Annotated in this window: 26 protein-coding genes; 16 read left to right on the plus strand and 10 right to left on the minus strand. The window is 67.9% G+C overall.

All coding sequences use genetic code 11. The annotated features are described in order from the left end of the window. The first annotated feature begins 139 nt into the window (after positions 1-139). Positions 140-2,050, plus strand: a complete 1,911-nt coding sequence (gene glmS, locus FMQ63_RS15280; protein ID WP_011550634.1) for a glutamine--fructose-6-phosphate transaminase (isomerizing) — start codon at positions 140-142, stop codon at positions 2,048-2,050. A 250-nt stretch (positions 2,051-2,300) separates the two neighbouring features. On the opposite strand, the gene FMQ63_RS15285 is transcribed toward glmS, so the two are convergent. Next, positions 2,301-3,407: a hypothetical protein gene (locus FMQ63_RS15285; RefSeq protein ID WP_228556426.1), complete on the minus strand. Its 1,107-nt coding sequence runs from the start codon at positions 3,405-3,407 to the stop codon at positions 2,301-2,303. A 374-nt stretch (positions 3,408-3,781) separates the two neighbouring features. Here FMQ63_RS15285 and FMQ63_RS15290 point away from each other — a divergent pair, with 374 nt between their 5' ends. Next, on the plus strand, positions 3,782-4,234 hold the full coding sequence (locus tag FMQ63_RS15290) for an SDR family NAD(P)-dependent oxidoreductase (RefSeq protein WP_305034247.1): 453 nt from the start codon (positions 3,782-3,784) through the stop codon (positions 4,232-4,234). 163 nt (positions 4,235-4,397) lie between these two features. Here the strand turns inward: FMQ63_RS15290 and FMQ63_RS15295 are convergent, their stop codons facing one another. The 3 genes from FMQ63_RS15295 to FMQ63_RS15310 form a co-directional block, all read right to left on the minus strand. Continuing rightward, a complete protein-coding gene (locus tag FMQ63_RS15295) occupies positions 4,398-5,972 on the minus strand; it encodes a hypothetical protein (protein ID WP_020478409.1) in 1,575 nt (524 codons plus the stop codon). Between the two features lie 223 nt (positions 5,973-6,195). Next, positions 6,196-6,585 (minus strand): VOC family protein, encoded by a 390-nt coding sequence (locus tag FMQ63_RS15300; protein WP_011550629.1) that lies wholly within the window; start codon positions 6,583-6,585, stop codon positions 6,196-6,198. A gap of 926 nt (positions 6,586-7,511) precedes the next feature. After that, on the minus strand, positions 7,512-7,976 hold the full coding sequence (locus FMQ63_RS15310) for a hemerythrin domain-containing protein (RefSeq protein ID WP_011550627.1): 465 nt from the start codon (positions 7,974-7,976) through the stop codon (positions 7,512-7,514). Between the two features lie 438 nt (positions 7,977-8,414). Here FMQ63_RS15310 and FMQ63_RS15315 point away from each other — a divergent pair, with 438 nt between their 5' ends. Beyond that, the gene (locus FMQ63_RS15315; RefSeq protein ID WP_011550626.1) at positions 8,415-10,130 is read left to right on the plus strand and encodes a hypothetical protein; all 1,716 of its coding nucleotides are present in this window, start codon (positions 8,415-8,417) and stop codon (positions 10,128-10,130) included. A 41-nt stretch (positions 10,131-10,171) separates the two neighbouring features. Here FMQ63_RS15315 and FMQ63_RS38575 read toward each other — a convergent pair whose 3' ends face one another. Then, complete coding sequence (locus FMQ63_RS38575) at positions 10,172-10,411, minus strand: helix-turn-helix domain-containing protein (RefSeq protein ID WP_011550624.1); 240 nt, start codon at positions 10,409-10,411, stop codon at positions 10,172-10,174. A gap of 433 nt (positions 10,412-10,844) precedes the next feature. Here FMQ63_RS38575 and FMQ63_RS37415 point away from each other — a divergent pair, with 433 nt between their 5' ends. Continuing rightward, positions 10,845-11,045: a hypothetical protein gene (locus tag FMQ63_RS37415; RefSeq protein ID WP_020480742.1), complete on the plus strand. Its 201-nt coding sequence runs from the start codon at positions 10,845-10,847 to the stop codon at positions 11,043-11,045. Positions 11,046-11,350: 305 nt separating this feature from the next. Next, a complete protein-coding gene (locus FMQ63_RS37420; protein WP_011550622.1) occupies positions 11,351-11,509 on the plus strand; it encodes a hypothetical protein in 159 nt (52 codons plus the stop codon). 36 nt (positions 11,510-11,545) lie between these two features. Here the strand turns inward: FMQ63_RS37420 and FMQ63_RS15330 are convergent, their stop codons facing one another. Continuing rightward, positions 11,546-12,070, minus strand: a complete 525-nt coding sequence (locus tag FMQ63_RS15330; RefSeq protein ID WP_167545712.1) for a hypothetical protein — start codon at positions 12,068-12,070, stop codon at positions 11,546-11,548. Between the two features lie 495 nt (positions 12,071-12,565). Here FMQ63_RS15330 and FMQ63_RS15335 point away from each other — a divergent pair, with 495 nt between their 5' ends. Together FMQ63_RS15335 and FMQ63_RS15340 are read left to right on the plus strand one after the other, a co-directional pair. After that, positions 12,566-12,886, plus strand: a complete 321-nt coding sequence (locus FMQ63_RS15335; protein WP_011550621.1) for a hypothetical protein — start codon at positions 12,566-12,568, stop codon at positions 12,884-12,886. 260 nt (positions 12,887-13,146) lie between these two features. After that, positions 13,147-13,524 (plus strand): hypothetical protein, encoded by a 378-nt coding sequence (locus FMQ63_RS15340; protein ID WP_141276649.1) that lies wholly within the window; start codon positions 13,147-13,149, stop codon positions 13,522-13,524. A gap of 134 nt (positions 13,525-13,658) precedes the next feature. Here FMQ63_RS15340 and FMQ63_RS15345 read toward each other — a convergent pair whose 3' ends face one another. Continuing rightward, positions 13,659-14,375 (minus strand): hypothetical protein, encoded by a 717-nt coding sequence (locus FMQ63_RS15345; RefSeq protein WP_225909712.1) that lies wholly within the window; start codon positions 14,373-14,375, stop codon positions 13,659-13,661. 499 nt (positions 14,376-14,874) lie between these two features. On the opposite strand from FMQ63_RS15345, the gene FMQ63_RS15350 reads away from it, so the two are divergent. The 8 genes from FMQ63_RS15350 (at position 14,875) to FMQ63_RS15385 (ending at position 23,606) form a co-directional block, all read left to right on the plus strand. Continuing rightward, positions 14,875-16,230, plus strand: a complete 1,356-nt coding sequence (locus FMQ63_RS15350; protein WP_011550618.1) for an AHH domain-containing protein — start codon at positions 14,875-14,877, stop codon at positions 16,228-16,230. Positions 16,231-16,249: 19 nt separating this feature from the next. Next, positions 16,250-16,819: a DUF1629 domain-containing protein gene (locus FMQ63_RS15355; RefSeq protein ID WP_011550617.1), complete on the plus strand. Its 570-nt coding sequence runs from the start codon at positions 16,250-16,252 to the stop codon at positions 16,817-16,819. A gap of 698 nt (positions 16,820-17,517) precedes the next feature. Continuing rightward, a complete protein-coding gene (locus FMQ63_RS15360) occupies positions 17,518-18,708 on the plus strand; it encodes a nitronate monooxygenase family protein (protein WP_011550616.1) in 1,191 nt (396 codons plus the stop codon). A gap of 19 nt (positions 18,709-18,727) precedes the next feature. Next, the gene (locus tag FMQ63_RS15365) at positions 18,728-19,120 is read left to right on the plus strand and encodes a hypothetical protein (RefSeq protein ID WP_011550615.1); all 393 of its coding nucleotides are present in this window, start codon (positions 18,728-18,730) and stop codon (positions 19,118-19,120) included. A gap of 19 nt (positions 19,121-19,139) precedes the next feature. Next, positions 19,140-21,467: a hypothetical protein gene (locus tag FMQ63_RS15370; protein WP_011550614.1), complete on the plus strand. Its 2,328-nt coding sequence runs from the start codon at positions 19,140-19,142 to the stop codon at positions 21,465-21,467. A 64-nt stretch (positions 21,468-21,531) separates the two neighbouring features. Next, the gene (gene gloA, locus FMQ63_RS15375) at positions 21,532-21,918 is read left to right on the plus strand and encodes a lactoylglutathione lyase (protein ID WP_011550613.1); all 387 of its coding nucleotides are present in this window, start codon (positions 21,532-21,534) and stop codon (positions 21,916-21,918) included. Between the two features lie 72 nt (positions 21,919-21,990). Then, on the plus strand, positions 21,991-22,824 hold the full coding sequence (gene nudC, locus FMQ63_RS15380) for an NAD(+) diphosphatase (protein ID WP_011550612.1): 834 nt from the start codon (positions 21,991-21,993) through the stop codon (positions 22,822-22,824). A gap of 89 nt (positions 22,825-22,913) precedes the next feature. Beyond that, the gene (locus FMQ63_RS15385; protein ID WP_011550611.1) at positions 22,914-23,606 is read left to right on the plus strand and encodes a radical SAM protein; all 693 of its coding nucleotides are present in this window, start codon (positions 22,914-22,916) and stop codon (positions 23,604-23,606) included. 18 nt (positions 23,607-23,624) lie between these two features. Here FMQ63_RS15385 and FMQ63_RS15390 read toward each other — a convergent pair whose 3' ends face one another. Together FMQ63_RS15390 and FMQ63_RS15395 are read right to left on the minus strand one after the other, a co-directional pair. Beyond that, entirely contained in the window at positions 23,625-24,050 is a 426-nt protein-coding gene (locus tag FMQ63_RS15390; RefSeq protein WP_225909711.1) for a hypothetical protein, read from the minus strand. Between the two features lie 28 nt (positions 24,051-24,078). After that, positions 24,079-24,408 (minus strand): hypothetical protein, encoded by a 330-nt coding sequence (locus FMQ63_RS15395; RefSeq protein WP_171452386.1) that lies wholly within the window; start codon positions 24,406-24,408, stop codon positions 24,079-24,081. Between the two features lie 41 nt (positions 24,409-24,449). On the opposite strand from FMQ63_RS15395, the gene FMQ63_RS15400 reads away from it, so the two are divergent. Beyond that, complete coding sequence (locus FMQ63_RS15400; protein WP_011550608.1) at positions 24,450-24,764, plus strand: hypothetical protein; 315 nt, start codon at positions 24,450-24,452, stop codon at positions 24,762-24,764. A gap of 18 nt (positions 24,765-24,782) precedes the next feature. On the opposite strand, the gene FMQ63_RS15405 is transcribed toward FMQ63_RS15400, so the two are convergent. After that, the gene (locus tag FMQ63_RS15405) at positions 24,783-25,166 is read right to left on the minus strand and encodes a hypothetical protein (protein WP_225909710.1); all 384 of its coding nucleotides are present in this window, start codon (positions 25,164-25,166) and stop codon (positions 24,783-24,785) included. Positions 25,167-25,232 lie beyond the last annotated feature (66 nt).

Here is a 25,232-nt window from a genome sequence, read left to right on the forward strand (position 1 = left end):
ATTATTCCGAAATGAGTTGAAAAAATAATCAGAAATTTCAAATCGCTCTGCGCACCATCGCTGACATTCGGGGGCGCAGCACGGCCCCATGGTTCAGCAGTCGGAAGATTCGGATCTGCCCCCAGTAGGAGCAATCACCATGTGCGGCATCGTCGGCGCGGTTTCCCAGCGCAACATCGTTCCCATCCTCGTCCAGGGCCTGCAGCGCCTTGAGTACCGTGGCTATGACTCCTGCGGCGTGGCCGTGCACGAGGCCAGCATGGGCAACAACCCCATGGGCGGCCTGCACCGCGCACGCAGCACGGCGCGCGTGGCCGAGCTGCAGGCGCAGGTCGATGCCGAACATCTGCAGGGCGCGACCGGCATCGCCCACACGCGCTGGGCCACGCATGGTGCGCCGGCGGTGCACAACGCGCACCCGCATTTCAGCCACGGCCCCAACGCCGCGCCTGCCGAGACCGACCGCGCTGGCCGCGTCGCGCTGGTGCACAACGGCATCATCGAGAACCACCAGGAGCTGCGCCGCATGCTGCAGGCGCGTGGCTATGCGTTCTCGAGCCAGACCGACACCGAGGTCATCGCGCATCTGGTCGACAGCCTGTATGACGGCGACCTGTTCGACGCCGTGAAGGCGGCCGTCGCGCAACTGCACGGGGCCTATGCGATCGCGGTGATGCACAAGGACGAACCGCACCGCGTGGTCGGCGCGCGCGCCGGATCGCCGCTGGTGCTGGGCGTGGGCGTGGGCGAGAACTTCCTCGCGAGCGACGCGATGGCGCTGGCGGGCGTGACCGACCAGGTCGTCTATCTGAAGGAGGGCGATCTCGTCGACCTGCAGCCCGGCCGCTACTGGCTCGTCGATCACGACGGCCAGCGATTGAGCGAGGCACAGCGCCCCGTGCGCACCGTACACGCACACAGCGGCGCGGCCGAGCTGGGTCCCTACCGCCACTACATGCAGAAGGAAATCTTCGAGCAGCCACGTGCGATCGCCGACACGCTCGAGGGAGTGCAGGGCATCGTGCCCGAGCTGTTCGACGGCCTTGATGCCGACGGCAGCACCCGCACAGCCGCGTGGCGCGTGTTCAAGGAAATCGACTCGGTGCTGATCCTCGCCTGCGGCACCAGCTACTACAGCGGCTGCGCGGCCAAGTACTGGATCGAGGCCATCGCGAAGCTCACGTGCAACGTCGAAGTCGCCAGCGAATACCGCTACCGCACCAGCGTGCCGAACCCGAAGACGCTGGTAGTCACCATCAGTCAATCCGGCGAAACGGCAGACACCCTGGCCGCGCTGCGCCATGCGCAGAGACTGGGCATGACGCACACGCTCACCGTCTGCAACGTGGCCACCAGCGCCATGGTGCGCGAATGCGAGCTGGCCTACATCACGCGCGCCGGCGTCGAGATCGGCGTGGCCTCCACCAAGGCGTTCACCACGCAGTTGGCGGGCCTGTTCCTGCTCACGCTCGCGCTCGCGCAATCCAAGGGCCACCTGAGCCAGGAGCAGGAAGCGCAATACCTCACCTCCATGCGCCATCTGCCCGTCGCACTGCAGGCCGTGCTCGCACTCGAGCCGCAGGTCATCAGCTGGGCCGAAGATTTCGCGAAGATGGAAAATGCGCTGTTCCTCGGGCGCGGCATCCACTACCCGATCGCGCTCGAAGGCGCGCTCAAGCTCAAGGAAATCAGCTACATCCACGCCGAGGCCTACCCCGCAGGCGAGCTCAAGCACGGCCCGCTCGCGCTGGTCACCAGCAGCATGCCGGTGGTCACCGTCGCGCCGCACGACGAGTTGCTCGAAAAGCTCAAGAACAACATGCAGGAAGTGCGCGCGCGCGGCGGCGTGCTCTACGTGCTGGCCGACGGCGACTCGCAGATCGAAAGCGAAGACGGCATCCACGTGATCCGCATGCCCGAGCACTACGGCGCGTTGAGCCCGATTTTGCACGTCGTGCCGCTGCAACTGCTCGCCTACCACACGGCCGTCGCACGCGGCACGGACGTGGACAAGCCGCGCAATCTGGCGAAGTCTTTGACCGTGGAGTGAGGGGCTGGAGGGAGTGTTCGACGGTGCTCCCGGCAAGGTGGCAGTGACAGCGCCAAACTGAAGAGCCGCCATTGCGACCGTTGACTTCAGAGGGATGGGGCCCTGTTGAGGGGGAGGGAGGGTGCAGAGGGGCCGAGGAGGGCCGCAGTCTGGCGCCTGGAGCGAAGACGCCTTCCGGCACCAGCGCATGGTAGTGAGGCGTTACTTGCAAGGCCGAGCCGAAAAATTGCGTTCTTCGTGGGGTCGAGTGCTACCGCACCCAGCCCACGAAGCCCTGAAGCTCTGGTCCCACCTGCGATGCCGGCACGTCGAGCCGGATGCTGGAAGCGGAGAGCGCGGTCAGGGTGGGGCTGTTCTCCAATTGGACGCGTTCCATCACCAGGAGCGAATCGAAGGTGTCCGGCCAGCACACCTCGCTTGCCTGGGAGCGCAGCAGGACCGTCGCGGCGAGGACGTGTGCGTCGTCGGGTGAGAACGCGAGGACCATGAGTCCACCCAGTCCCGTTCTCGGCTCGATGCCCGGTCGCGACGCGTCGAAGTTCGCCTGGAAGAGCGCTGGCGCGGGCACACGGTCGAAGGCGCAGGAGCGAGGCTGTCCTGAGTAGGTCGTGAGATAGGCCACGGGGTGGTGCTGCATCCAGGCCACGTGGCGCAGGAGTCGGGTGTCGACCTCGGAAGGGGCATCCACCTTCCTTCCATCCAGCAATGCGGTGGGAACCCCGGCTTCCGGTGTCGATGGCAGCAGGAGCGTATGCACCCCGTCGGAGGAAACCGCACCGCGCGCGTGCGCGTCTCGTATGCCTCTTCCTGGCTCGAATTCGAAGAAGCGGCCGTCCTTCCCGACCTCGGCGGTTGCCTCACAGGAGAGCAGCGAGAAGGAGACGGTCCCTTGTGCGCTCCACCCTCGGGGGGTGAGCATCCCGTGCGTTGGACTCTCGAAGAGCCGCTCCACCTTGCCCGAACCCACCTCCACCGTGTGGACCTCCGCGAGCGGGCAGGGCCGCGACTCCGGACCGGTTCGCGCGAAGGACTCCAGGGAGAATGCGATCCGGGCGCCATCCGAGGACCAGAGGATGGGGCCCGCGCGGAACGGCCCCGGAGTCAGCGCGTGCTCGCGAAGGTCCAGCAGCATGCGTCGACCCGAGCCATCCGAATTGACGATCCACAGGAGGGCCCATCGGCCCGGGGATTCGTGCTCCTGCGCTTCCGGGCGTTCGACATAGGCCACCTGGCGCCCATCGGGAGAGATGGCGACGCCGCTCCATCCCAGCCCGTTTCCGTAGGGGCGGGTGGCCACCACCCGCCCGGTCCGCGTCAGTGCGTACTCGCTGTCCCCAGCAGGGGTGCGGACCCACAAGTCCTGTTTGCGGACCTGAAGCAGCCAGGGCCCTCCGCCCACGCGCCTGGCGGGCGAGGCTTCCTGTCCGGGGAGGGTTTCATGGGTTCGCCCGTCGGTGAGCAGGGATGGGCTCCGGCATCCTCCGGCGAGGAGCAGGAGCAATGCGGCTGTTCTCAACCCCCTTCGCACCTTGGATTCCAGTCTCACCGACGGCCTCGCTGACCAGGGGGAATAGGAGCCCCCGGTGGACATCGGACTTGAACCGATGTCCACCGGGGAGGGCCCACCGTCGCTCGCCACGGATGGACCCGTTTACTTCGGAGCACCTAGGGGATGACGGTGATGCTCAGGTCCGCGGTGTTGGTCGCATCATTGATGTCCACCGCGACCCGGTGGCATCCACGAAGGTGGTGATGATCCCAATGCTCAGCGGCTGCAAGACCACCGTCACGGTCAAGCTGGCGCTCGCGCCCAATGCCCCCAGATCACAGCCTACCGCCGAACCGTTGCGTTGGCAGCTTCCCTGCGAGGACGTCACAGAGACGAAGGTCGCCGCGTCGGAGCTCGGGCGGCATGGAATCCGGGTGAATGTGGTGGCCCCTGGAGCCATCCAGACACCGCTGGCGGAGAGTGTCGGACTCATCGAGGTCATGGGTCATGAGTTCCTGGCTCGCACGCCGCTGGGCAAGCCGTGTGGAATGCCGTCGGATGTCGCGGGCGTGGTCTCCTTCCTGTGCGGCGAGGACGCGGCGTGGATCACCGGGGAGACCCTCTCCGTCGATGGTGGAAACCACATCCGTGGCCTGCACAGCTACTGGGACATGCTGAGCCGCGCCGCGAAGTAGCAGCGCGGCTCTGAGTCGCGCGGCTACATCACGAGAAGCAGTCGAAGGACAGGCTCATACCCCATCGGGTCCCTGCGGAGGTTGGCGACCGGTGGCGAGACCTGCGCGTGCCCAGGCCGGCGTGGACGAGGCGGCGCTCGGTCCACCCCGGTGGGCTCCCTGGTCAGCGGTCGTCGCTGTCGCGGCCTGCGGAGGCCGGCACTGCCGGGGAGACTTCGACCCTATTGCCGGAGAGCACCCACCCACGCTGGCTCGGAGCGAAGCGCGGCGCGAGGTAGCCGTCGTTGATCTCCCGGGTCACCGCGAAGCGGTTGTAGGTCGTGGCCGGAAGGTAGAGGCACGAGCTGTCACTGTCCGTGCACTCGTCGCTCGGCGTCGCAGGGAAGCACTTCGCGTTGCAGGTGTCGATGTCGCCCTCGGCCGCCTGGATGATGCCGTCACCATTCGTGTCCGCGACGGTGATCGCCGCCTTGTAGGCCGCCACGAGCCGCTGCTCGAGGTTGGTCACACCCGGTTGGAAGGAGTCAAGTCGCTGGAACACGTTCAGGAACACCTCCCGCGCGACGCCGCTCGGAATGAAGCGCTGGCGGAACTCGCGCTGAGAGTCTTCCTCTGCGTCGAAGCGGTCCGGATCGCGAGGGAGGGACGGGTTGTCGCCGAACTCGATGGTCCGCTGCGGGTCCTTGTTGAGGCCGATCCGATTGCCCGGAACGATCGAGGCCTTCCGGCCGATCTTGCCTTCCTGATACGTGGTCGCCGGGTCCGTCGCCGATTGGTCGGGGAAGCCGCCGGTGAAGGGCAGTTCGTAGAGGGGGTGGATCCAGTTGGTCGTGTAGTTGAACTCCCAGTACTGGTGTGCGTCGGATTGCTGGAGCGAGTTGTACGCGCCCATGCTGAGCTGGAGCGGCACCAGGTTCGTGACACGGTCCGGGAAGTTGTCGGAAGCGCTCGGGGGGCGGGGCTCCTCGCCATCGACGGTGAAGAAGTTGCCGGGCACGTTGTTGCCACTTCCCATCTGCGCCAGCAGTGCGGCGTCGTTCGGGGTGATGGTCCCGTAGATCGCGCTGCCGTCCTGGCCCGGCTCGTGGACTTCCGCCACGCGCAGGTCGTGAATCATCCACCCCTCGTACCAGCCGCTCTCGTTGTTGATGACGAAAAGACCCGAGATGTCCGTGATGATGTCGATGAACGCTCGCGGGTCATTCGGGTCGACCGGGAGCCCCTCCTTGGGCTCCAGGACGAGGCGCACCGCAGCAACCGTCGGAAGATCGCAGTTGGCGCCCGTGGCGGTGAGCATCGCCGTGTTGTTGACGCCCGGGATGAGCGAGGTGAAGACGTTGGGCTCGAAGTCGTTGGTGTCGAGGAGGTAGTACTGGAACAGCTGACTCGGGCTATCGGCCTCGGAGTAGAACTGGATGGGAAGCGTACTGTGGGGTCGACACGCAAGCCGCGTGAGCTGGTTCTTCAGCTGCGTCGGCAGCGACGCCACGTCCCCGCGGGTCATGACCGCTGTCCCATCGGCGAGGAAGTTCGGGTTGCCGTGGCACTCCGCCGGGTGCTGGGGCGGGTTGCCGGGGCGCGGAGCGGCCTCGGTCTCGCACTCTGGCGGCAGCGAGGGGGATTGGGAGGAATTGGTACTTGCCTCCGCGTCGTCGCCGCCCACCAAGGTGCTGGCGAACCCCAGCACCGTGAGGCCGGCCGCGGCCCCTCCAATCCACAACCGCTTTCTCGTCTTCATGCCACCGCTCCTTTCGAACGCGCATGCGGGGCCGCAGCGGCCCCGGGCCTTCGCTAGCAAGACGCTCGCCAGCAGGCGCGGATGAGGAGCGAGGAGGAGGTCGTCGACGCCGGGTGCCGCTGCCGTCCCTGCGTTTGGCTCGGGGAGGGGAATCGGGTCGCCACGGTAGGGCACGTGCGGCAGCACCCGCTCCACCAGGTGCACCGCCGTTGGGGTGCGCCCACTACTCCTTCATCGGTGAGCAGAGCTCCACCAGGACGCCGTTGAGGTCTCTGACGTACGCCACCGTCTGTCCCCAGGGCTTCTGCTTGGGAGGCTGCGTGGCCTCGGCGCCCGCCTCCACGGCGCGCGTGTACGCTGCGGCCACGTCGGCGGTGACGAGTGCCAGTTCAATGGCCGCGGCCTCCTCCTTCGGTCGCAGATGGCGCACGGTGAAGCCATGCTCCTTCGCCGCGCCTTCCTCGACGAAGGCCAGGGCGGTGGTGCCTGTCTCCATCTCCGCATAGCCACCGCTCTCATGGATGAAGCGGCGCGCCAGCCCGAAGGCCTTCTCGTAGAACGCGATGGTGGCGCTCACGTCCGGTACGTAGAGGATGATGTAGCCGAGCTTCATGGGCGGACTCCTGTCGGTCAGTAGAACGTCTGTGTGAGCGCGTCGTCACACGGATGGCGCGAGCGTGTCTTGAAGAAATCGGACAGGGCTCAGTCCACGAGTGCGGTGGGGGACACGCCGGCCAATTCCCGCACGTCTCGTGACAGATGTGCCTGGTCCGCAGCGCATGAGAGGAATGGGGCCCTGTTGAGGGGGAGGGAGGGTGCAGAGGGGCTGAGGAGGGCCGCTGACGGGGCCGCCCGAGCGATGCTCCTGGCCGGTGGACAGGCCGCTCGAGCCCCCTTGGGGTACACGCCGGCCCAGGCCGCGCTCCCATCAGGTGCGTGGCAGCAGCCTTGGCCTGTTGGCTGTCTTGAGCCTCAACACCACACGGCCTGGGGTGGCCCTCGTCCCGGGGCCAACCTCGCACAGGCCGTGGGCAAGCCCACGTGCTCCACAATCGCCCGCACCCCGGGGCCCCCTTCACGTACGCCAACACCCTTGAGCCTGCCTCCACACCTCACGCAGCCGAACACGTCGAAGTCGAACGTCCTCCTGAGCAACTCGGCCTCCTGAGCAACTCGGCGAAAGTCCACTCGCGGTGTCCTCTCCTTCACCCGCTCCTTCCTCGCCGCTGCCTCATGCCCAGCGCTCGCCTCCTGCGCACCTGCTTGAGGGACGCTCGCGCTTCACGGGCGTCCACCGCTCGTGCGGACCGATGAACCACTGGGCCTTGGTCTCCACATCGGACCAGGTCGCGAAGACTCGGGCTGGATTGGCTCGCGGCAATGTGGCCGTGGTCAGCGCGCCAGGTCGGGGCAGCACGTTCTGGTTCACCCCGCCGGGAGCCGTCGGCGGGGGCGCCGTCGCGAGGCGCGAGACGAAGAGGCCCGGTGGTGTCGGAGCAAGACGCCGCGCCCCCCCGGGGTGCGCCGCGAAGGCTGGCGTCAGAGGGACGCGCCGCCCCAGTCTCTCATCTCCTCACGCCGAATCCGGGAGGCCTCGCGGACCAGGTCCTTGCAGGACATGCCGAGATCCTTCTCGGTGATGTTCCTGGCCACCTGCGGGAGGATGTTCTTCTCCTCGTCCGCGATGTGTCGCTTGACCACTTTCTCCAGCGCGCCGACCTTGGCCTTCACCGCGTTCATGTCGTCGCGCATCCGCACGATGTCACCCAGGAGCTTCGTCATCTCCTGGTGCTCCTGCTCCGCGTGCTCGATTTTCTCGTCGCCCACCACCCGCGAGGCCTTCGGGGAGCCCCAGCGCGCCTCGATGGTGGAGTGCAGCATGAGCGCCTCCGCGAGCTGGATGCACAGGTCCCTGCGGCTCGTGTCGTCCGAGGCGTTGCGGAACGCCAGGAACAGCGCGTCGACTTCGCGGTGCTGCTGAATCAACAGGTCGATGACCTCCACGGGTGCGCTCCTTTCAATGGGGCCGCTCCCCAACGGTCCGCATGCGCCCCTGCCGCGGCGGGGGGCTCAAAGAGCCACAGGGCCCGCCTCTCAAGAACCGACGAAACTTTCGCCGCGACCTCAGGAAAATGAAGGAAGTTCCTCGATGCGAATGCCCATCCCCCGGGCAGGAGCCTTCCATGTCGTGGTCCACGTCCTCGCATCCCGCGAGGGGCCTCAGTCCATGGTGCTGAACCCGCATGCGTCCAGAGGACGAAGGCCGTTGCTGAAGCTCGAGGAGGGCGTGTCGGGGCGGCATGCCTCGCACTCCCGCGCGAACGGGCGACGCGCTTCATGACGCCCCTCGCGCTCCCACCCCAACCCCAGTGAACCGGCGGTGCCCGCGTCACTCCGTGAGAAGCAGGAGGACGCGGACGCCCGCCCCAACCAGGACATCCCATGGGAATCGGCGGAATCATCGGTGGCGCGGCGGATGCCGCTCGACGCGCGGCGGAAGCGGCGAAGCGCGCGGCGGAGGCGGCCGCGAAGAAGGCCGCGGAGGCAGCCGCGAAGAAGACCGCGGAGGCGGCGGCGACGGCGACGAAGACCACGGAGCAGATTGCGTCGGTCGCCAAGAAGCACACGCAGGACGTCTTCGAGCGACACGAGGCGCCGGGCGACAGCGGGCGCGACGTGAAGCAGAAGGACCGCGAGACGGTGGGCGACTTCTTCGAGGACCTGAGGACCAAGGCGGGCGACGCGCTCAAGGACACGGCCCAGAAGGTGGGCGAGGAGCTGGGCAAGGCGACGGACGTCTTGGCCAACGGGCTGGACCAGTTGGGGCAGGCCATCCAGGACGCGCCGGCGCAGAATCCGGTGCAGGACTTCGCCCAGGACCTCGCCGGGGGCATCCTCCAGGGCGCGGCCGGCGTGGTGCGCGACTCGGCGAAGACCGTGGGCGCGGCCAAGGACGCGCTCAACTTCAACACGCAGGTGGAACAGCTCAAGCCGGGCGAGAGCGTCTCCGTGGGCCTCAATGCCGAGGTGGATGTCTACGCCGTCGGCATCACCGGCAAGGGTGACCTGACCGTCAGCCGTAGCGCCGAGGAGGGCGGGGGCTACACCGTCTCCGCCAGCGGAGATGTGGGTGCGGGCATCATCGGGAAGATGGGCGGCAAGGGGGCGGCGGACGCGAGCGCCAGCGTGTTCGGTACCGCGGGCGGCACGGTGGAGTACAAGTTCGACACCCTGGAGGAGGCCCAGCGCGCCGCCGGCATCATCGCGGCCAACGCCGCCGTGTCGGGCGCCTCGGGGCAGAACCCCCTGCTGGGCCTGGGGTTGAACTTCGTGCTGGGCGACCCGCGGTCGGAGCTGGCGGGCCTGCGCGACAATGTGAGCGCGGTGGAGTTCGAGCTGGGCGCGGAGGGGAACCTCGCGGGCGAGCTGGGCATGAAGGGCCTGCAGGACGTGCTCGGCGCGGGCGCGAGCGCGGGCGTGGACATCAACCAGTCCACCACGGCGCGCATCGAGATGGAGGGGGGCAAGCCGACGTCGCTGACGCTCACCCAGTCGCAGGGGATTTCGGCCGACGTGGGCGCGAACGTAGGCCTGGGGGTTCCGAGCCAGGGCAAGGGCGGCCCCAGTGCGTCGCTGCCGACGAGTGCCTCGGCCGGAGTCGAGGGGTCGCTCAAGGTGGAGCTGGAGCAGAGCATCGACCTGCCGGGGAACTTCAACCTGGACGACTTCCTGAGGGACCCGAAGAGCGCCGCGCAAGAGCTGGGCAAGTCGAGCGAGGCGAAGGTGACGCTCACCGACTCGCGCCAGGGCTCCGCGCAGGCGCTCGGCCTGGGCGGGAGCATGGGCCGCGAGGTGAATGTGGAAATCAGCGGCAACCTCGAGGACATCGCGAACAGCGGGGCGTTCACCAGCATCGCCAACGGCGACGTGGGGCAGGCGGTGACGCAGCTTGGCGGCAAGGTCGACATCAAGGCCACCGTGCAGGACAAGACCACGGTGAAGGGGGACATCGGCGTCGGGGTCCACGCCGGCGTGGTCGGCGCCGAGGCGGGGGTCACCACCGAGCGCACCACGGTGGGCGAGGAGCACGAGCTCACCGCCGCGCAGCTCGTGGAGCTGTACCTCACGCAGCGCTGGTCCGCCGGAGTCGCCAGCTGAGACCGGTCCGCGGCGAGGGCTGCTCGCGCCATGCGGTGCGCTCAGCCCTCGCCCTTGCCTCCGGACTCGTACTTCTTGCGCTTGCACCACAGTGTGGGCGCGTCGATGCCGAGCACCTTGGCGGCCTCGTCCAGCGTGGGCGCGGAGGCCATGACGCGCAGCGTGTGCTCGCGCTCCACCTCCTCCAGCGTGTGCGGCCCCCCCAGCGCCACCACCGAGCCCGCCGCAGCGGCGATGTGGGCCGGGAACGCCTGCGGCTCCAACACCTCCGTCGGCCACACGATGAGCGCCCGCGCATAAGAGGAACGGGGGCCCTGTTGAGGGGGAGGGAGGGTGCAGAGGGGCCGAGGAGGGCCGCCCGAGCGATGCTCCCGGCCGGTGGACAGGCCGCTTGAGCCCCCTTGGGGCGCACACCTGCCCAGGCCGCGCTCCCATCAGGTGCGTGACAGGAGCCGCCGGCCTGTTGGCTGTCTTGAGCCTCAACACCACACGGCCTGGGGTGGCCCTCGTGCCGGGGCCAACCTCGCACATGCCGTGGGCAAGCCCAGGTGCTCCACAATCGCCCGCACCCCGGGGGCCCCCTTCACGTACGCCAACACCCGCTGCCTGCCTCCACACCTCACACAGGCGAACACGTCGAAGTCGAACGTCCTCCTGCGCAACTCGGCGAAAGTCCACTCGCGGTGCCCTCTCCTTCACCCGCTGTCCCGAGCCATGGTGACGCTCCACTCGCTCCCACGCCTGCAGCGTCTGGCAGTGGCGGCCACCGTCGGCGTGGGCCAGCCCGAGGGCCGGTCCGCCAGCGAGCGCACCCTCGCCGCCGAGTGGCGTGTCTCCGTGGCCGAGGTGAGTCGCCTGCGCGAGCTGGGGCTGCGCCGACTGCGTAAGGCTCTGGAGAAGATGCCATGCCCGTAATCACCGCGACGAGGGCGGGCACGTGCACCGCCGCCGGGTGCGGTGGGCGAATCCGCAAAGGTGAGCTGTGCTGGTTCGAGTCCAGCATCGGCACTCGCCACCTGGAGGGGGACTGTCGCGAGGCTGACGCAGGAGCGCGTCCCAACCGCACAGCGACCTCGTGTGTCAGGTGCGGCCGTCGCGTCGGCGCCGGTCAAGGGTACTTGCGGGTGACGGAGCAGGGCACGCGGAAGACGTACACGGTGACGTGTGCGGTCGCCTGCGGGCCAGGACGCCAACGCAGCACCAACAGAGGGAGCTGAGCCATGAGCGGCCTGTCCTCCCTCTCCGATGTGGTCCTCCTCGAGCGGATGCTCGCCGCAGCCCGCCGGGGCCGTGTGCCGGAGGGTGAGCGCCGGGCCTTCGGCGCCGAGGCCCGGGGTCCGCTCCGCGAGGACGTGCGCTCGGGCAGAGGGGCGCCGTAGCGCAGCGTCCCCTCGCGGCTCTTGTCATGCCCTCAGTTATTTATTGCGAAGCGAGCGCTCAATCTCTACTGCTCGCTTGACGCGTGCCTGCGCCGCTTCGTCGAATGCTGCGGTGAGTTCGGGGTTGGCGACACACTCCGCAAGGCCCGCGAAGCGGATTGCAGCGGCGGCGTGCGCGAGCGCTGCCCATTCGGGCTTTGGAGGCGGCTCCTTAAACCGCCGCCACGATCCCGGGACGTGCAGAGGGACCGGCTTCCCAAGCGGGTCGAGTTCCTCTCCATCCCATTCCGCAGAGACGCGCCGCAACATTTCCCGAGGATTGCGCCCCTCCGCGAGAGCAGCCGCAGCCATGTCCGCGAGCCGGTCGACGACCGACACCGCCTCCATCTTCACTCGCCACGGATCCGGAACCGGGCTTAGTTCTGGAGGAGGCGAAGGCAGACCGAGGTCCACCGGCACCGGAACGTCGGGGAGCCGCAGCCGCCGCGGCCATATGTCTCGTATTTCTCCCCGAGCCATGAGCTTGAGAAAAAAGGAAATGAAGCTGTTGTCCACCGGCATGGTTCGCCCTCGTGTCAGTGTCCTGCTCACGTCGACACTGACCACGATGATGGTGCCGCGCAGCAAGCGCTAAGTGTCGAACCAGGAAGGCCGCCCCCTTCCGCCGGACGTGTGCCCCCCGGCGTAGGCAATGCGAGCCTTGGGGAAGGAGGCTGCCCGTCGCTCGTGGACCGGCCCGGCACGAAGACTTCCCGCTCGCAGCCATTCCGAGGACGTGCGCGCGGGCCACGGCTCCCCGTGACAAGCAGCGCACGACACCGCCGGTGCCGCTGAAACCAGTGTTTGCCCGCTCGAAAATCTCCACCGAAATTCTGGGACTCCTCCACCCGTGCCCTTGAGCGATCTCGGGGCCGATTAGGGGCTCCACTGCACTTGAACAGCCGTCTCTAAGTTACTGCAGCGCCGACAAGGCCATGGGCGGCGAGGGAGGAGTGTGTCCGCGGGCCAGCCGCTCTCGTACTTCCGCCCGGCCGTCAAACCTCCGAAGATGGAGAAATGCCCTCCATCCACTTCAAATGCGTTGATCATCTCAACCTTCACCGCGTTTCCGACGACGAATACGAAAGCGGGAACTGGGTTGTCACGCCGGCCGATGCCCAGCGGCTCATTGGAGGGATGCTCTACCTGCATAACACGAAGTCCGAGCGTTCCTACTTCGGCGGCAAGATCAAGTCGGCCCGCCAAGTGCGCACCAACGACCGCATCCCCGATCGTATCGTCTTCCGGTTCGTCCCGCTGTCTGAAGCCAGGGGAGTTCGCTGGAGGGGAATTGACCACATCAACGCCCATCAGAGCGGTGTGGTGGAGGACGAATAAGCCATTCCCATGATGAAGGAGGAGCGCCTGCGGCCTCTCGTCGTGCGCTGCTCCGAACTCCTTCACCGTCATCCTGTCTTCCTGGAAGTGCTCGGCTTCATATCAGGGGATGACTCAGGATCGGGACCTGCGTAGTGGAACAGTTCATTGGGCTGCCTCACTCGCGTCATCACTCCCTTGGCGAGTTAAGATAAGTGGCAATACGCTGCGGGCCGCAACTTAGTAATCGCATTTGAGAAGAACTCTCATTGGAGGCAACAATGGTGCCAGCAAAGAGCATCCGTGATGCTGCAAAGTGGATTCATAAAGTTGCGCTTGGGAAGATGAATCCTCCCGCTGGCTCTTCCCCAAGCAAAGGGTATGCAACATACACCGAATTCTGCCAACACTTCAAACTAGGCGATCCCCATAATAACCACTATATGGAGCAACTCCTACTGGCAGTAATGAAAGAATGCGCCCAACAAGGCTGGCCAGATTTAGCTTCACTGGTTATTCACGAATATGGCACCGGACAGCGCGAAGGACCTGGAGATGGATGGTACGAAGGGCACGGCTTGTGGATTGGTGATACTCCAACGTGGAAGCGTTACAGGGATGAGTGCTGGCGTCGTGCGACACAATTTACAATTCCGTGATCTGATGCGACTTGGTCACTGCGGCTTTTCCCCGAGGGAATTCAATGCTTGGGGAAACCGCCAAGCTCCTGAGAGAAATGTCTGAGTAGGACTCAAGGGCGCTCGACTGAGGGAACAGTCACAAGACTTTGTCTCTAAAGAGGCGGCACTGATGGTGCGACTCCTTGAGGCCCCTCGACGATCTCAATAAGTCCAATCCTGGTCCGGATGGCTTCGCAGATGGCATCAACCTGCTCTACAATTTGCTGCTGATTCTCTTCTGCTTCTTCCCAGTACTTCATGTCGACACCCTTCTTCTGTCGGCCCTTGTAGTAGTACGAGAATGCTTCCCGCCTGGATAGGGACTGTAATTCGCGGATTTTTGCGAAGACCTCTTGGGGGAAAAAGGGCTCGTTCTCCGCTATTACACTCACTGCTGCATTAAAAGCCTCGGCAAACTCCTTGTATCGTCGCTCTCGACGCTCCTCCTCCGTTTCGCGCACATCCACCACGTCACCGACTGGCCGGAGCGTCAGAGTCTTTATCTTCAAGGCGTGGAGCGCCTTCCATGTGTCGGCGTACAACTGAAACTCCTTCGCGAACTGCAGGTTATGCACTCGGTGCCTTCGTGAGTGCTCAGCCTCAAGGTTCTTTAGGAGAACGTCCGTGCGCTCCTTCAGCGCGTGAAGACGCTGCGCGGACTCCGCCTGCAGTGCTTGGAGTTCCCGCTGGATGGCGAGTTTTTCACGCTCAAGGATGCGGTTGGCCCAAACCTTCCCAAGCCAGTTCGACAGCCCAAGGATAAGGCCGCCCGCGCTGCCGATGGAGAGGAGAATGGACCAAGCCAAATCCCACGTTTCCGAGAACGTCATGGTCTTCGAGTGCCTCCAACCGCGTGTGCGGATATAAAGTATCACATTGATGCGACTATAGGCGGCAGCACGCTGGGCTCGCCGCGTATGCAGTGAGGGTGGACCCAAGCCCATAGCGACTACTTGGCCCCATATGGCTCAGAAAGTGCCCCTCCCCTACCCCTATAAGCCCGGAAACCGGACACACCTGCACAGCGGTGCGCGCCGTCCCCAGAATTTCTAGTGAGATTTTCGCAGGGGCTATCGTTCCTCCGCTCCGCCCGATTCTTCTTAACCCCCGGCACCGCACCACACCGCCCCCCACCCATGTCCTCTCAAGCGCCCGCGTGATCGGAGGCAGTTTTTTGGGGTCTTGACGTTATCGACATGAACCTGTGCGGCATGACCGCGAGGCTCTTGCGACCCGAGCCCCCACCCCAGCCTCACCATACCTTGTCGAACTCCGCTGCTATTCCTGGCATGGTCTCGTGGGGAGCGAACGCGGAGCCGGAGGAGTTGAATGAGCGTGCGCGGGGCCATCTGGCTGGTGTTGGCGCTTGCCATGACAAGCTGTTCAACCACTCGACTCGTGCGCCTGGACACGGGGGACGGGCGCCCCATGGTCCACACGCCACTCACGGAGGACGACGCCGCGCCCGTCGAGTTGGACGATGACGATTTCGAGGAGGCAGTGGTTGCGCTCGCCCGGGATGTGCGGCCCTTCTCCAATCCCCTGCGCGAGGCCCGCCAACGCTTCGGCGTTCCCGAACGCAGCGGCGTGTACCTGTATCAGCCTCGCGGCCCCCGGCTCATCCCCCAGGGCGAAGCGATGGACTCGGACAGCCCGCGCCTGCTGGATTCCTACGCGGATGACGACCTGACACGCGCCTATGGCCGCTGGTGCGAGCGCAAGTCCCAGCCCGGCGACTGCCTGCACCTGCTGGCCGACGGCCCGCTGCTGGCCAGCGACGGCAAATACTCGCTGGCCATGGCCATCGCCATGGACTCGGTTTGGGACGAGACGGCCGAGGCGCTGCGTGACATGGCCGACCCTCAGGCCCTGCTCGCGACGGTCAGCGCCTCGGTCAGCATGTATCTGCTCCTCTGGTCGCTTCCCGAGCCAGTGAGCAAGGGCCTGGCCGCGCTGCTGACGGCCACAGCCATCGCCTACCTGGGCGTCGACACCGTGTGGCGCATCCTGGACGGCTGGGTGACGCTGGTGCGCGAGGTGGAACGGGCCACCACCTTCGTGCAGCTCAGCGAGGCGGGCGAGACGTACGGCGAAGTCCTCGGGGAGAACGCCGCGCGCGTCTTCGTCATGCTGGCCACGGCGGCCATCGGAAACACGGCGGGACTGGCAGCCAATACGTCGCGGCTGCCGGGCTCCGCGCAGGCGGCCATCGCAGTGGAGACGCAGGCGGGCTACCAGTACGTAGCCATGGGAGGCGTGCAGTCGGTGGCGATGGCGGCCGAGGGCTTCACCATCGCGCTGGCCCCCAATGCGGTCGCCATGGCGAATCGGGGGATGGGCAGCGGAGGCTCAAGGGGAAGGAGCCAAGAGCACCACCTTGCCACGGACAAGAACAGTGTCTCCACCGCTCGCGGCGGACCCTGGACGCCTGAATTCAGGAGGCTCTTCAGGAAGGCTGGAATGGAGTTGAAAGACCCTGAGAACGTCGTTGATGTTCCTGGCCACAAGGGGCCTCACCCGCAGGAGTACCATGAGGCGGTTTACGAAAGACTCCGCGATGCGACAAGAACGTGCCGCACCGTGGTTGCGTGCCGCAAATCGCTATCGGCCGCACTCAAGGAGCTGGCCGAGGAAGTCACGACGAAGGGAACACGACTCCACAGGCTCGTAACCAAGGGCAAGTGAGGTAGAGAGGAAGTCCACCATGCCCAAGCGCTACTTCAGGCTCAAAGAGGACATGCAAGCCGAGAACTGGGACCTGGGAGACCCCCTGGACGAGAAAGGCCAAGAGGTGGACGACCCCTACCTATTTGCGGCCGGACAGCCTGTTCGTGTTGCAGGCCGACTGACGATTCCCGTCGACGCGCCCGGGAGGCGATTGGACTTCGGCACCGCGGGCATCGGCGCTGCACCTATCGTCCATGTCCGGGTGGCCACCCTCTTCGCGGAGCTAGCCCCCGACGACGTGCAGCTCATCCCCGTGGACATCCAGGGCCATCCGGACCAGTACCTCATCCTGGTGGCCACGAAGCGCATCCGCTGCATTGACGACGAAGCGTGCGAGGAGGTGCGCTACTGGAAGCCGGAGCATGGGCAGCCAGAGCGGATTGGCGACTACAAATCGGTGATGGGGCTGCGCATCGACGCCTCGAAGGTGGGCGCCGCGAAGGTCTTCCGCACGGAAGGCTGGGACATCGCCCTCATCGTGTCCGAGGACATCAAGAAGGCCTTGGAGCGCGCGAAGGCTACCGGCGCGAAGTTCACGCAGGTGTAGCCCGTGCAAACGGCCCCCATATTCTCCGAGGCGCCCATGCACCCGGAGGCAGGGGGATCTTGGGGTCTTGACGTCATCCACATGAAGACGGGCGGGGTACTTCTCACTCGCTGCTATCAGGCCACCCCTCGAAGACGTCCCATCCTCCTGGAGGCGGCGGGAAACCCAACGCATCCAGACATTCGCGGGCCTGGGGGCTCCATCCGGACTCCATGAGGCTTTCTGGGGGAGTGCCTGCCAGGGATTTGACGAGCGTCTGCACCTTGGGAACTGCTGACCGGAAGCGCTCCGCAGCCGGACTCCCCCGCGCCTCGGCGCAGAGAGACGCCAGCGCTTCCATGCGGGCCTGGAGCGCTGTGTGCACGTCCGCTGGAGGGGCTTGCGTACGCCACCGCGCATAGATTCGAGGGGGGGCCAGCACGACCAGCAGATTGAGCGCCTCAGCCACCAAGGCAGCTCTATTATCCCACGGAACCTCAGCCACGGAACGGCCTCAGGCGAGCATTGAAGGGCATCGTCTTGAACATCAATGCCTTTGGTCTGCCCCCCGAGTTCAAGTCCCGTACTCTCCAAGCCCGGCGCGCGGCTGTTACCCGGCAACCAACCTGGAAGGCCCTCTTCCGCTCCCCGCCTCTAGGTCGAGAGGGTTGCTGGTAACCTTGGAGAAGCCGAAGAGCCCGCCAGCTTCAGGAGACCCGATGAACGGAGCGAATGACGGACGTTCCCCGCCCTCTTCCCGTGAATCCGAGCCCGACGACGAGCGCAGTGACTCGAGTCCTGAGCCCCGGCGGCCTCCGATTTATGTCCTGGAAGGCAACACCCTGCACACGCGGCTGACGCGTGAGTTGGGGGTGAACTATCCGTTCGTCAGCGACGGCATGGCCTTCGTGTCGCTGCCGCCGCTGGTCATCGCCGTGTCGGAAGCCGGCGGCGTGGGCATGCTCGGCGCCGCGCCGGAACCAGCGGACGTCCTGGATGTCCGGCTCCAGACCATCCAGGCAGGCACGCGGCGCCCCTTCGGCGTGAACTTCCTCATGGCCCAGCGGGACGGCCGGCATTCCACCACGCGCGAGCACATCGAGGCGTGCATCGCCCGGCGCGTGCCCGTCGTCTCCTTCCACGGCGGACTGCCCCCCGAGGAGTGGGTGGCGGCGATGCGGGCCGCGGGCGTCCGGGTCTGGGTCCAGGCCCCCTCGGGAGAGGTGGCTCGGCAGGCCCTATTGCTCGGCGTGGACGGGCTCATCGCCCAGGGCCGGCAAGCGTCCGGCCTCAACCAGAGCACCACGCCCACCCTGGCGCTGGTGCGTGAGCTGCGCGCGCTGACGGACTCGGTGCCAGTGCTGGCCGCGGGCGGCATCGCCGACGGGCTCAGCGCGGCGCGCGCCCTCTTCCATGGCGCGGACGGCGTCTGGGTGGGCACGCGCATGGTGGCCTCCGTGGAAGCGCACGCCCACCCGGCCTACAAGCAGCGCATCGTCGATGGGGACGCGGGAGACACGGACGTCACCACCGTCTTCGGACGGGAGTGGCCGGGTCATCGCATGCGCGTGCTGCGCAACCGCGTGGTGCGCGAGTGGACGGGACGAGAGGGCCGCGTGCCCATGCCCATGGCGACACCAGAGCGCGTCGGCACCACCCGGCTGTTCCCCGGGACCCCAGGCGGCGGCCCCCTTGTCGACGTGCCGCGACACAGCGCCTTCGTGCCCACCCCGGACACCGAGGGGGACCTGGAAGAAATGGCCATGCCGGCCAGCGGCGCCAGCATGGCGCGCATCGAGAGCGTGCTGCCCGCCGGCCAAATCGTGGTGGAGCTGATGGAGCGAGCGCGCCGGGTGCTCGCCGATCCGCATGGCCTGGACGCCGACGCGGATGAGGACGGCCGGGGCTGAATTGGAGTAGAGCGCCCTCATGGGTGCAAGGTGGCGTCGAGCGGCACAGGTCGGGTGGCTGGCTTTCGCGCTGTGCGGTGCCGCCGCGGTGGTGCGCGCCTCCACGGCCGAGCTGCCGCCGCGCGAACGCACCCTGAACGCGGCCGAGCGCAAGCTGGTGGGCCGCGCCGCCGCGAGCCAGGAGCCGGAGTGGCGCCGCAAATCGCGCCAGTCCTTCCCCGGCGACCGCTGGTCCCAGGACGATGACTTCGGCGCGTCCGAGCGCCAATGGGCGCTGGACGAGGCCCGCCGCCGCCGCGTGCCGGTGACGGACGTCCTGGGCGCCATCGACGAGGAGCTGCACGGCCAGCCCGTGCTGCCCCCGCGCAAGGCCACCGCCAGCCCCTGCAAGCCCCGCCCCTTCTACGACTGAGTCCCGGCGCCCTCCGCCCATGATGCCTTCCCCTCGCAGGCTGATCCGCTTCGCCCACCGCGCCGCCACTCTCACCAGCGTGCGGCTGGCCCTGTTCGCCGCGCTGGCGCTGGCCGCCGCCTGGCGTCCGCTACAGCAGGCCGGAGGCATGAACGACTTCCGCGACGCGCACCTGCTGCACTCGTACGAGGACGCGGGGACGCGCACGGTGACGCATTACGGGCAGCTGCCGCTGTGGAACCCGTGGGCCTGCGGCGGGCAGTACACGCTGGGCAGTCCGCAGACGCGCGTGGCGTCTCCCACGCTGCTCGTGTCCGCGCTCATGGGCGCTCGGCCAGCGGAGCCGCTGCTGTTGTGGGCCTTCCTCGTGCTCGGCATGGAGGGCTTCTTCCACTACGCGCGGCGGCGCGTGGGCTCCGCGCTGGGCGCGCTCGCCGCGGCGCCGCTGTTCGGCCTGGCCGGCTTCACGGCGCTCTCGTGGTCCATTGGCTGGCTCAACTTCGCGGGCTTCCTGCTGCTGCCCTGGCTGCTGTGGGGCACGCGCCGCGCGGCGGAGGGCCATCTCCGGGGCGCCGCGGTGGTGGCCGGCACCTTCGCGGTGCTGCTGGGCTTTGGCGGCACGTACCCGGTGCCCATGGGCGCGCTCTTCGTCGCGCTGGAGGCCGGACGCACACTGTACGGGCTGCGCGGGACGCCGCGGCGCAAGTCCGCGCTGTGGGCCCTGGGCGCCACCGCCGTGTTCACCCTGGGCGCCTGCGCGTTCCGGCTGTGGCCGCTGGTGGAGACCATGCGCTCGGCGCCACGCATCATGGCGGGCACGCCGGGCAACTCCGCGGAGGCGCTGGCGCGCATGCTGCTCCAGATGCCGGCGAGCTCCGGCTACAGCGACCCGGGCAACTTCTTCCTCGCGCCCGCGGTGCTCGCGCTGATTCCGCTGGCCGCGTGGGCCTGGCGCCGCGCGCTGTACCCGGCGGTGCTGGCGGCGCTGTGCGTGTGGATGGCGGCGGGCTACTCCGCGGTGCCCTCGCTGTTCGGCGCGCTGCGGCTGCTGCCCGTCTTCGGAACGCTGCGCTATCCGGAGCGCTTCCTCGTGCCCGCGGGGCTCTTCCTGGCGGAGCTGGTGGCGCTGGGGCTCGCCGTGCTGCTGGTGCGCGTGTGGCGCGTGCCGGCCGCGCGCACGGCGACGTCCTGGTGGCCCACCGCCGCGGTGGTGGCCTGCGTCGTCATCACCGTGGGCTGGGGCTTCCAGGTGCGCGCCTTCGACCGGCTCAGCCGCTGGTCGCAGATGGTGCCCGCGCCCGGCCCCGTGCCCGAGGAGGCAGAGCGCCCCTTCGCTCAGGCCCGCGGCAACCGCTGGGCACAGGGTTACTTCCTGGCGCTCAACCGGGGCTCCATCGCCTGTGGCGAGGCGTGGCCGGTGCCCATGTCGGAGCGCCTGCGGGGCGACCTGCCCCAGGAGGAGTACCTGGAGGACGCCTCCGCGGGCACCGCGCGCCGCGTGGAGTGGACCCCCAACCGCGTCACGGTGGACGTGACGGCCACGCGCCCCACGGTGCTGCTGGTGAACCAGAACTGGCACCCGGGCTGGAAGTCCTCGGAGGGCGAGGTGGTGTCCCAGGACGGGCTCCTCGGCGTGCGCGTGGCGGAAGGGACGCACCACGTGGTGCTGCGCTTCCTGCCGCGCTCCGGACTGGGCGGAGCGCTGGTCTCCGCGCTCGCATGGCTGGGCCTGGGCTTCGTGGCCTGGCGGCTGCGCGGGCGGCTGGGGCCCGCGGCCATCGGCGTGGCGTGTGTGCCGCTGGTGACCTGGGGCGTGCTGCTGGCGACGTCACCTGAGCCGCTGGCGCGCGCGGTGCCCCTCAACGCGGATGGCTCGCCGATGCGCGTGGCGGCGCTGCCGCCCACCGCGAAGCCCGTGGATGCGCGCTTCGACGTGCCGGTGGAGCTGGTGGGCGCGGAGATACCGTCGGCGCCGGACGCGGAGGGGCTGCTCCACCTGGTGCTCTACTGGCGCGTCACCGGGCCGGTGCCCCGCTCCGCGGGCATCTTCGTCCACTTCCCTGGCCCGCCGGGCAGCAAGCGGAAGAACGCGGACCACCCGGTGTTGGGCGGCACCTACTTCTTCGCCGAGGCCCCCCGGGACACGCTCCTGCGGGACGCCTTCTCGGTGTCCACGAAGGACTGGGACGCGGGCGAGCGGAAGGTCCTGGTGGGCCTGTGGCACGCCGGGGGTGATGGCTCACGCATCGGCGGACGGGGCGCGGACGACAAGCCGCTGACGTCGTCCCATGTCGAGGTGGGCACACTCGCGGTGCCGCCCAAGGCACAGTCCGAGGAAAAGCCCTGAGTCCATCGGACAGCGGGCAGCGGGGACGCATGACGCGACGCGATGATGGCGTTATGAAGCCCGCATGCGAATCCTGCACACCATGCTCCGCGTCGGTGACCTCGAGCGCTCGCTCGACTTCTACACCCGGATCATCGGCATGAAGTTGCTGCGCCGTCACGACTACCCCGACGGCAAGTTCACCCTGGCCTTCGTGGGCTTCGGCCCCGAGGACACCCACCCCGCCCTGGAGCTCACGTACAACTGGGGCGTCGAGAAGTACGAGCTCGGCACGGCCTACGGCCACGTGGCCCTGGGCGTCAGTGACATCCACGGCACCTGCGAGGCCATCCGGCAGGCCGGTGGCAAGGTGGTCCGCGAGCCCGGCCCCATGAAGCACGGCACCACCGTCATCGCCTTCGTCGAGGACCCGGACGGCTACAAGGTGGAACTCATCCAGAAGGACCGCTGAGCCCACCGCCGTCCCAGGCCCGCAGCGCACGCAACGCCTGCACACCCGGCCCGGGCCCGTTAGTGTGGCCCCGTGAGCTCCGCCCCCCTCTTCGTCCCCGACCACATCCCGCCCGACCGGCCCCGCGAGGGCGCCCTGCTCTTCCTCGCCCGGGGCATGGACGTGCTCGTCCAGGAGCATGCGGACGGCGTCGCCATTCCCACCGGCGCGGCCTTCCCGGAGCTCGCCGCCGCCGCGCACTACCTGGGAGCGCTGGACGGCGTGGACTGCTACGCGGCGGGGTTCGCCAAGGACTTCGTCCCGCCAGAGCGCTACAAGGCCGTCGCCGCCCGCTCGCTCTACAAGCGCGTGGATGACGCCCGCTTCGCCGTGGCGGGCCGCGCGCTCGCGATTGTCGAGTGGGACCTCACCCACCGCTTCTGCGGCCGCTGCGGCGAACCCACCCTGTTGGTTCCGGGTGAGCGCGCCCGCCGCTGCCCGGTGGACAAGACGCCCTTCTATCCCCGCATCGCCCCCGCCATCATCGTCCTCATCACCCGCGGCGACACGATGCTGCTGGCGCACAACGCCCAATTTCCAGAGCCCATGTTCAGCACACTCGCCGGCTTCGCGGAGCCGGGCGAGTCGCTGGAGGAGTGCGTGGCGCGCGAGGTGAAGGAGGAAGTCGGCATCGACGTGAAGAACATCCGCTACTTCGGCTCACAGCCGTGGCCCTTCGGCCGCTCGCTGATGGTGGGCTTCACCGCCGAGTACGCGGGCGGCGACATCACCGTGGACCAGAAGGAAATCTCCGAGGCCCACTGGTTCAGCCCGGACAACCTGCCGCGCATCCCCCCGAAGCTCAGCATCGCCCGGCAGCTCATCGACACCTTCATCGAGCGCGTGAAGGGCCCCACCGCCCCTTGACCCCTCCTCAGGCGAGGCAACAGGCCGCGCTTGACCTGGCGCGGCAGGTTGGGGTTGAAGCACGCCTCCCTCGAATCAGCGAAGAAGCCATGCCCGCAGCGCGCCCACACATCGAGCCCCGACGCGTCCCCACCGCGGACTCCGTGGTGGTGAAGGAAATCTACCTCAGCGTCCAGGGGGAGTCCTCCCACGCCGGACTGCTGTGCGCCTTCATCCGCCTCACGGGCTGCCACCTGCGCTGCACCTACTGCGACAGCGAGTTCGCCTTCCACGGCGGCGCGCGCCGGAAAATCGCGGACATCGTCAGCGAGGTGCGGGGCCTGCGCACGCCCATGGTGGAGGTCACCGGCGGCGAGCCCCTGCTCCAGCCCGGCGTCTACCCGCTGATGGAGGCGCTGCTCGACGCCGGCTTCAAGGTGCTGCTGGAGACGAGCGGCGCCATCGACGTGCGGCTGGTGCCTCCGGCGGTGCACAAAATCGTCGACATGAAGACGCCCTCCTCGGGCGAGCACCTGCGCAACGACTACCGCAACTTCACGTCGATGAACGCCAACGACGAGCTGAAGTTCGTCATCGGCTCGCGCGAGGACTACGACTGGGCCAAGGCGCTCATCGCCGAGCACCAACTGCTCCAGAAGCCCTACGGCAGCCTGTTCTCCACCGTGTTCGACAAGCTCCACCCGCGCGAGCTCGCCGAATGGGTCATCGAGGACAGGCTCGCCGTGCGCTTCCAACTGCAGATGCACAAGTACATGTGGGACCCGAACGCGCGCGGCGTGTGAGCGCGGCGCGCACGGCCCTCAAGGTCCGAAGCCCCAGAACACGACGGCCAGCCAGCTCGAGGCCAGCCCCAGGTTCACCCAGCCGAGCCCCGTGGTCACCCGCGCCAGGGTCCGTCCGCGCTCGGCGCCCTCGCCCCGGGCAATGCGCCGCAGCTCCCGCAGGCCCAGCACCACGCCGGCCAGCCCCGCCACCAGCGTGGGCAGCGGCAACGCCAGCGAGCACGGCAGACACGCCAGCCCCGCCACGTTGAGCGCCAGCGCCACCTGAATCACCCGCGACGGACGCGCCTCCCTGCGCAGCACCGCCACGCAGGGCGCGCAGTAGGGCGTTTCGCCCGCCAGCTCCGTGCAGTCCCCGCACAGGAAGCCACCGCAGCGCGCGCACGTGGCCACCGCGGCCTCGTCCGGGTGGGTGGCGCAGACGGCGCCGACGGGTGTCCGCACGCGGCCTTCCACGCCGGGCGCCCCGCCGTCAGAAGCCCGAGGGCGGAGAGCGCGAGGCCAGCGCCGAAAGGCTGTGCAGGCCCAGTCCCAGGAACACGGCGGCCAGCACGGTGCTGGCCATGAAGCCCGCGACGATGAGGCCCTTGCGCCGGTGCTCGAACTGGCTGAAGGCGTAGAAGAGCATGTAGCAGGGAATCAGCAGCACCATCACCCCCGTGCCCACACTCCGCCGGAAGGCGTGGACGAGCAGGGTAGCGGCGCAGCCCAGCGCGAGAGCGGCGAACAGGATGGCGAGCGGGAGCAGCGGCACGTCCACCCCCTTAACACGTTCCACGCTTTGCAGCGCTGGCGTGCACATATTAAGCACGCCCCGACGTCAACCAGCCGAGGTGCCTGCCGATGAACGCCGCCAAGACGCTGCTCAACTTCATCCTCGCGGGCGCCCTGCTGGGCTTCGTGGTCGCCTCCTGGCTGGGGCCCAACTACCTGGGCTGGTACAACGAGACGCCCTACGCCACCCAGACGATGTGCAACCTGCCCGAGGTCGTCCGCAAGACGTCCGCGGACCTGATTTCGTACCAGGTCATCGGTGGGGGCGTGGGCGCCGGCCTCTTCCTCATCCTGGGCGTGGTCGTCGTGCGCCGCTCACACCGGAAGGCCCGGGTGCAGGCCGGCCAGACGCCGCCCCCCACGGAGCCGCGCGCCACCGCCTGACGCGCGGCCCGGCGGCGCTCAGGGCGCCTGGGACGCCGCCGCGTGGACGATGACGCCCGGCCCCTGGGCCAGGATGCCATCGCCCTCGCTGTCCTCCACGGTGACCATGATGGCGAAGGTCGTCGTCTCCGACACTTCCGGCGCCACCCACGTGGGGTTGCGCGCATTCGCGTCGCTGAAGGTGCCCGCGGGCTCCGCGGGGAGCTGCTGCCATTGGAAGGTCATGGCGTCCCCGTCCGGGTCTTCGACCTCGAAGACGAAGGACACCACGCCCCCCGCCCCGACGACCTGCGGCGAAGGCCGAGGCCCCGTGGAGACCTTGGGAGCGTGATTGGCCCGGCAGGACACAGCGAGCCCCAACAGCACCAGCGCCCCGAACACTTTCGAGTACGAGTGAGACATGAACCGGCCCCCTTTGGATGGTGGCGCCAGAGTAACGCGCCTGCATCGGGAGAGGTATTGCCCCAC

This window comes from Myxococcus sp. CA005 (assembly GCF_006518205.1).
Taxonomy (GTDB): Bacteria; Myxococcota; Myxococcia; order Myxococcales; family Myxococcaceae; genus Myxococcus; species Myxococcus xanthus.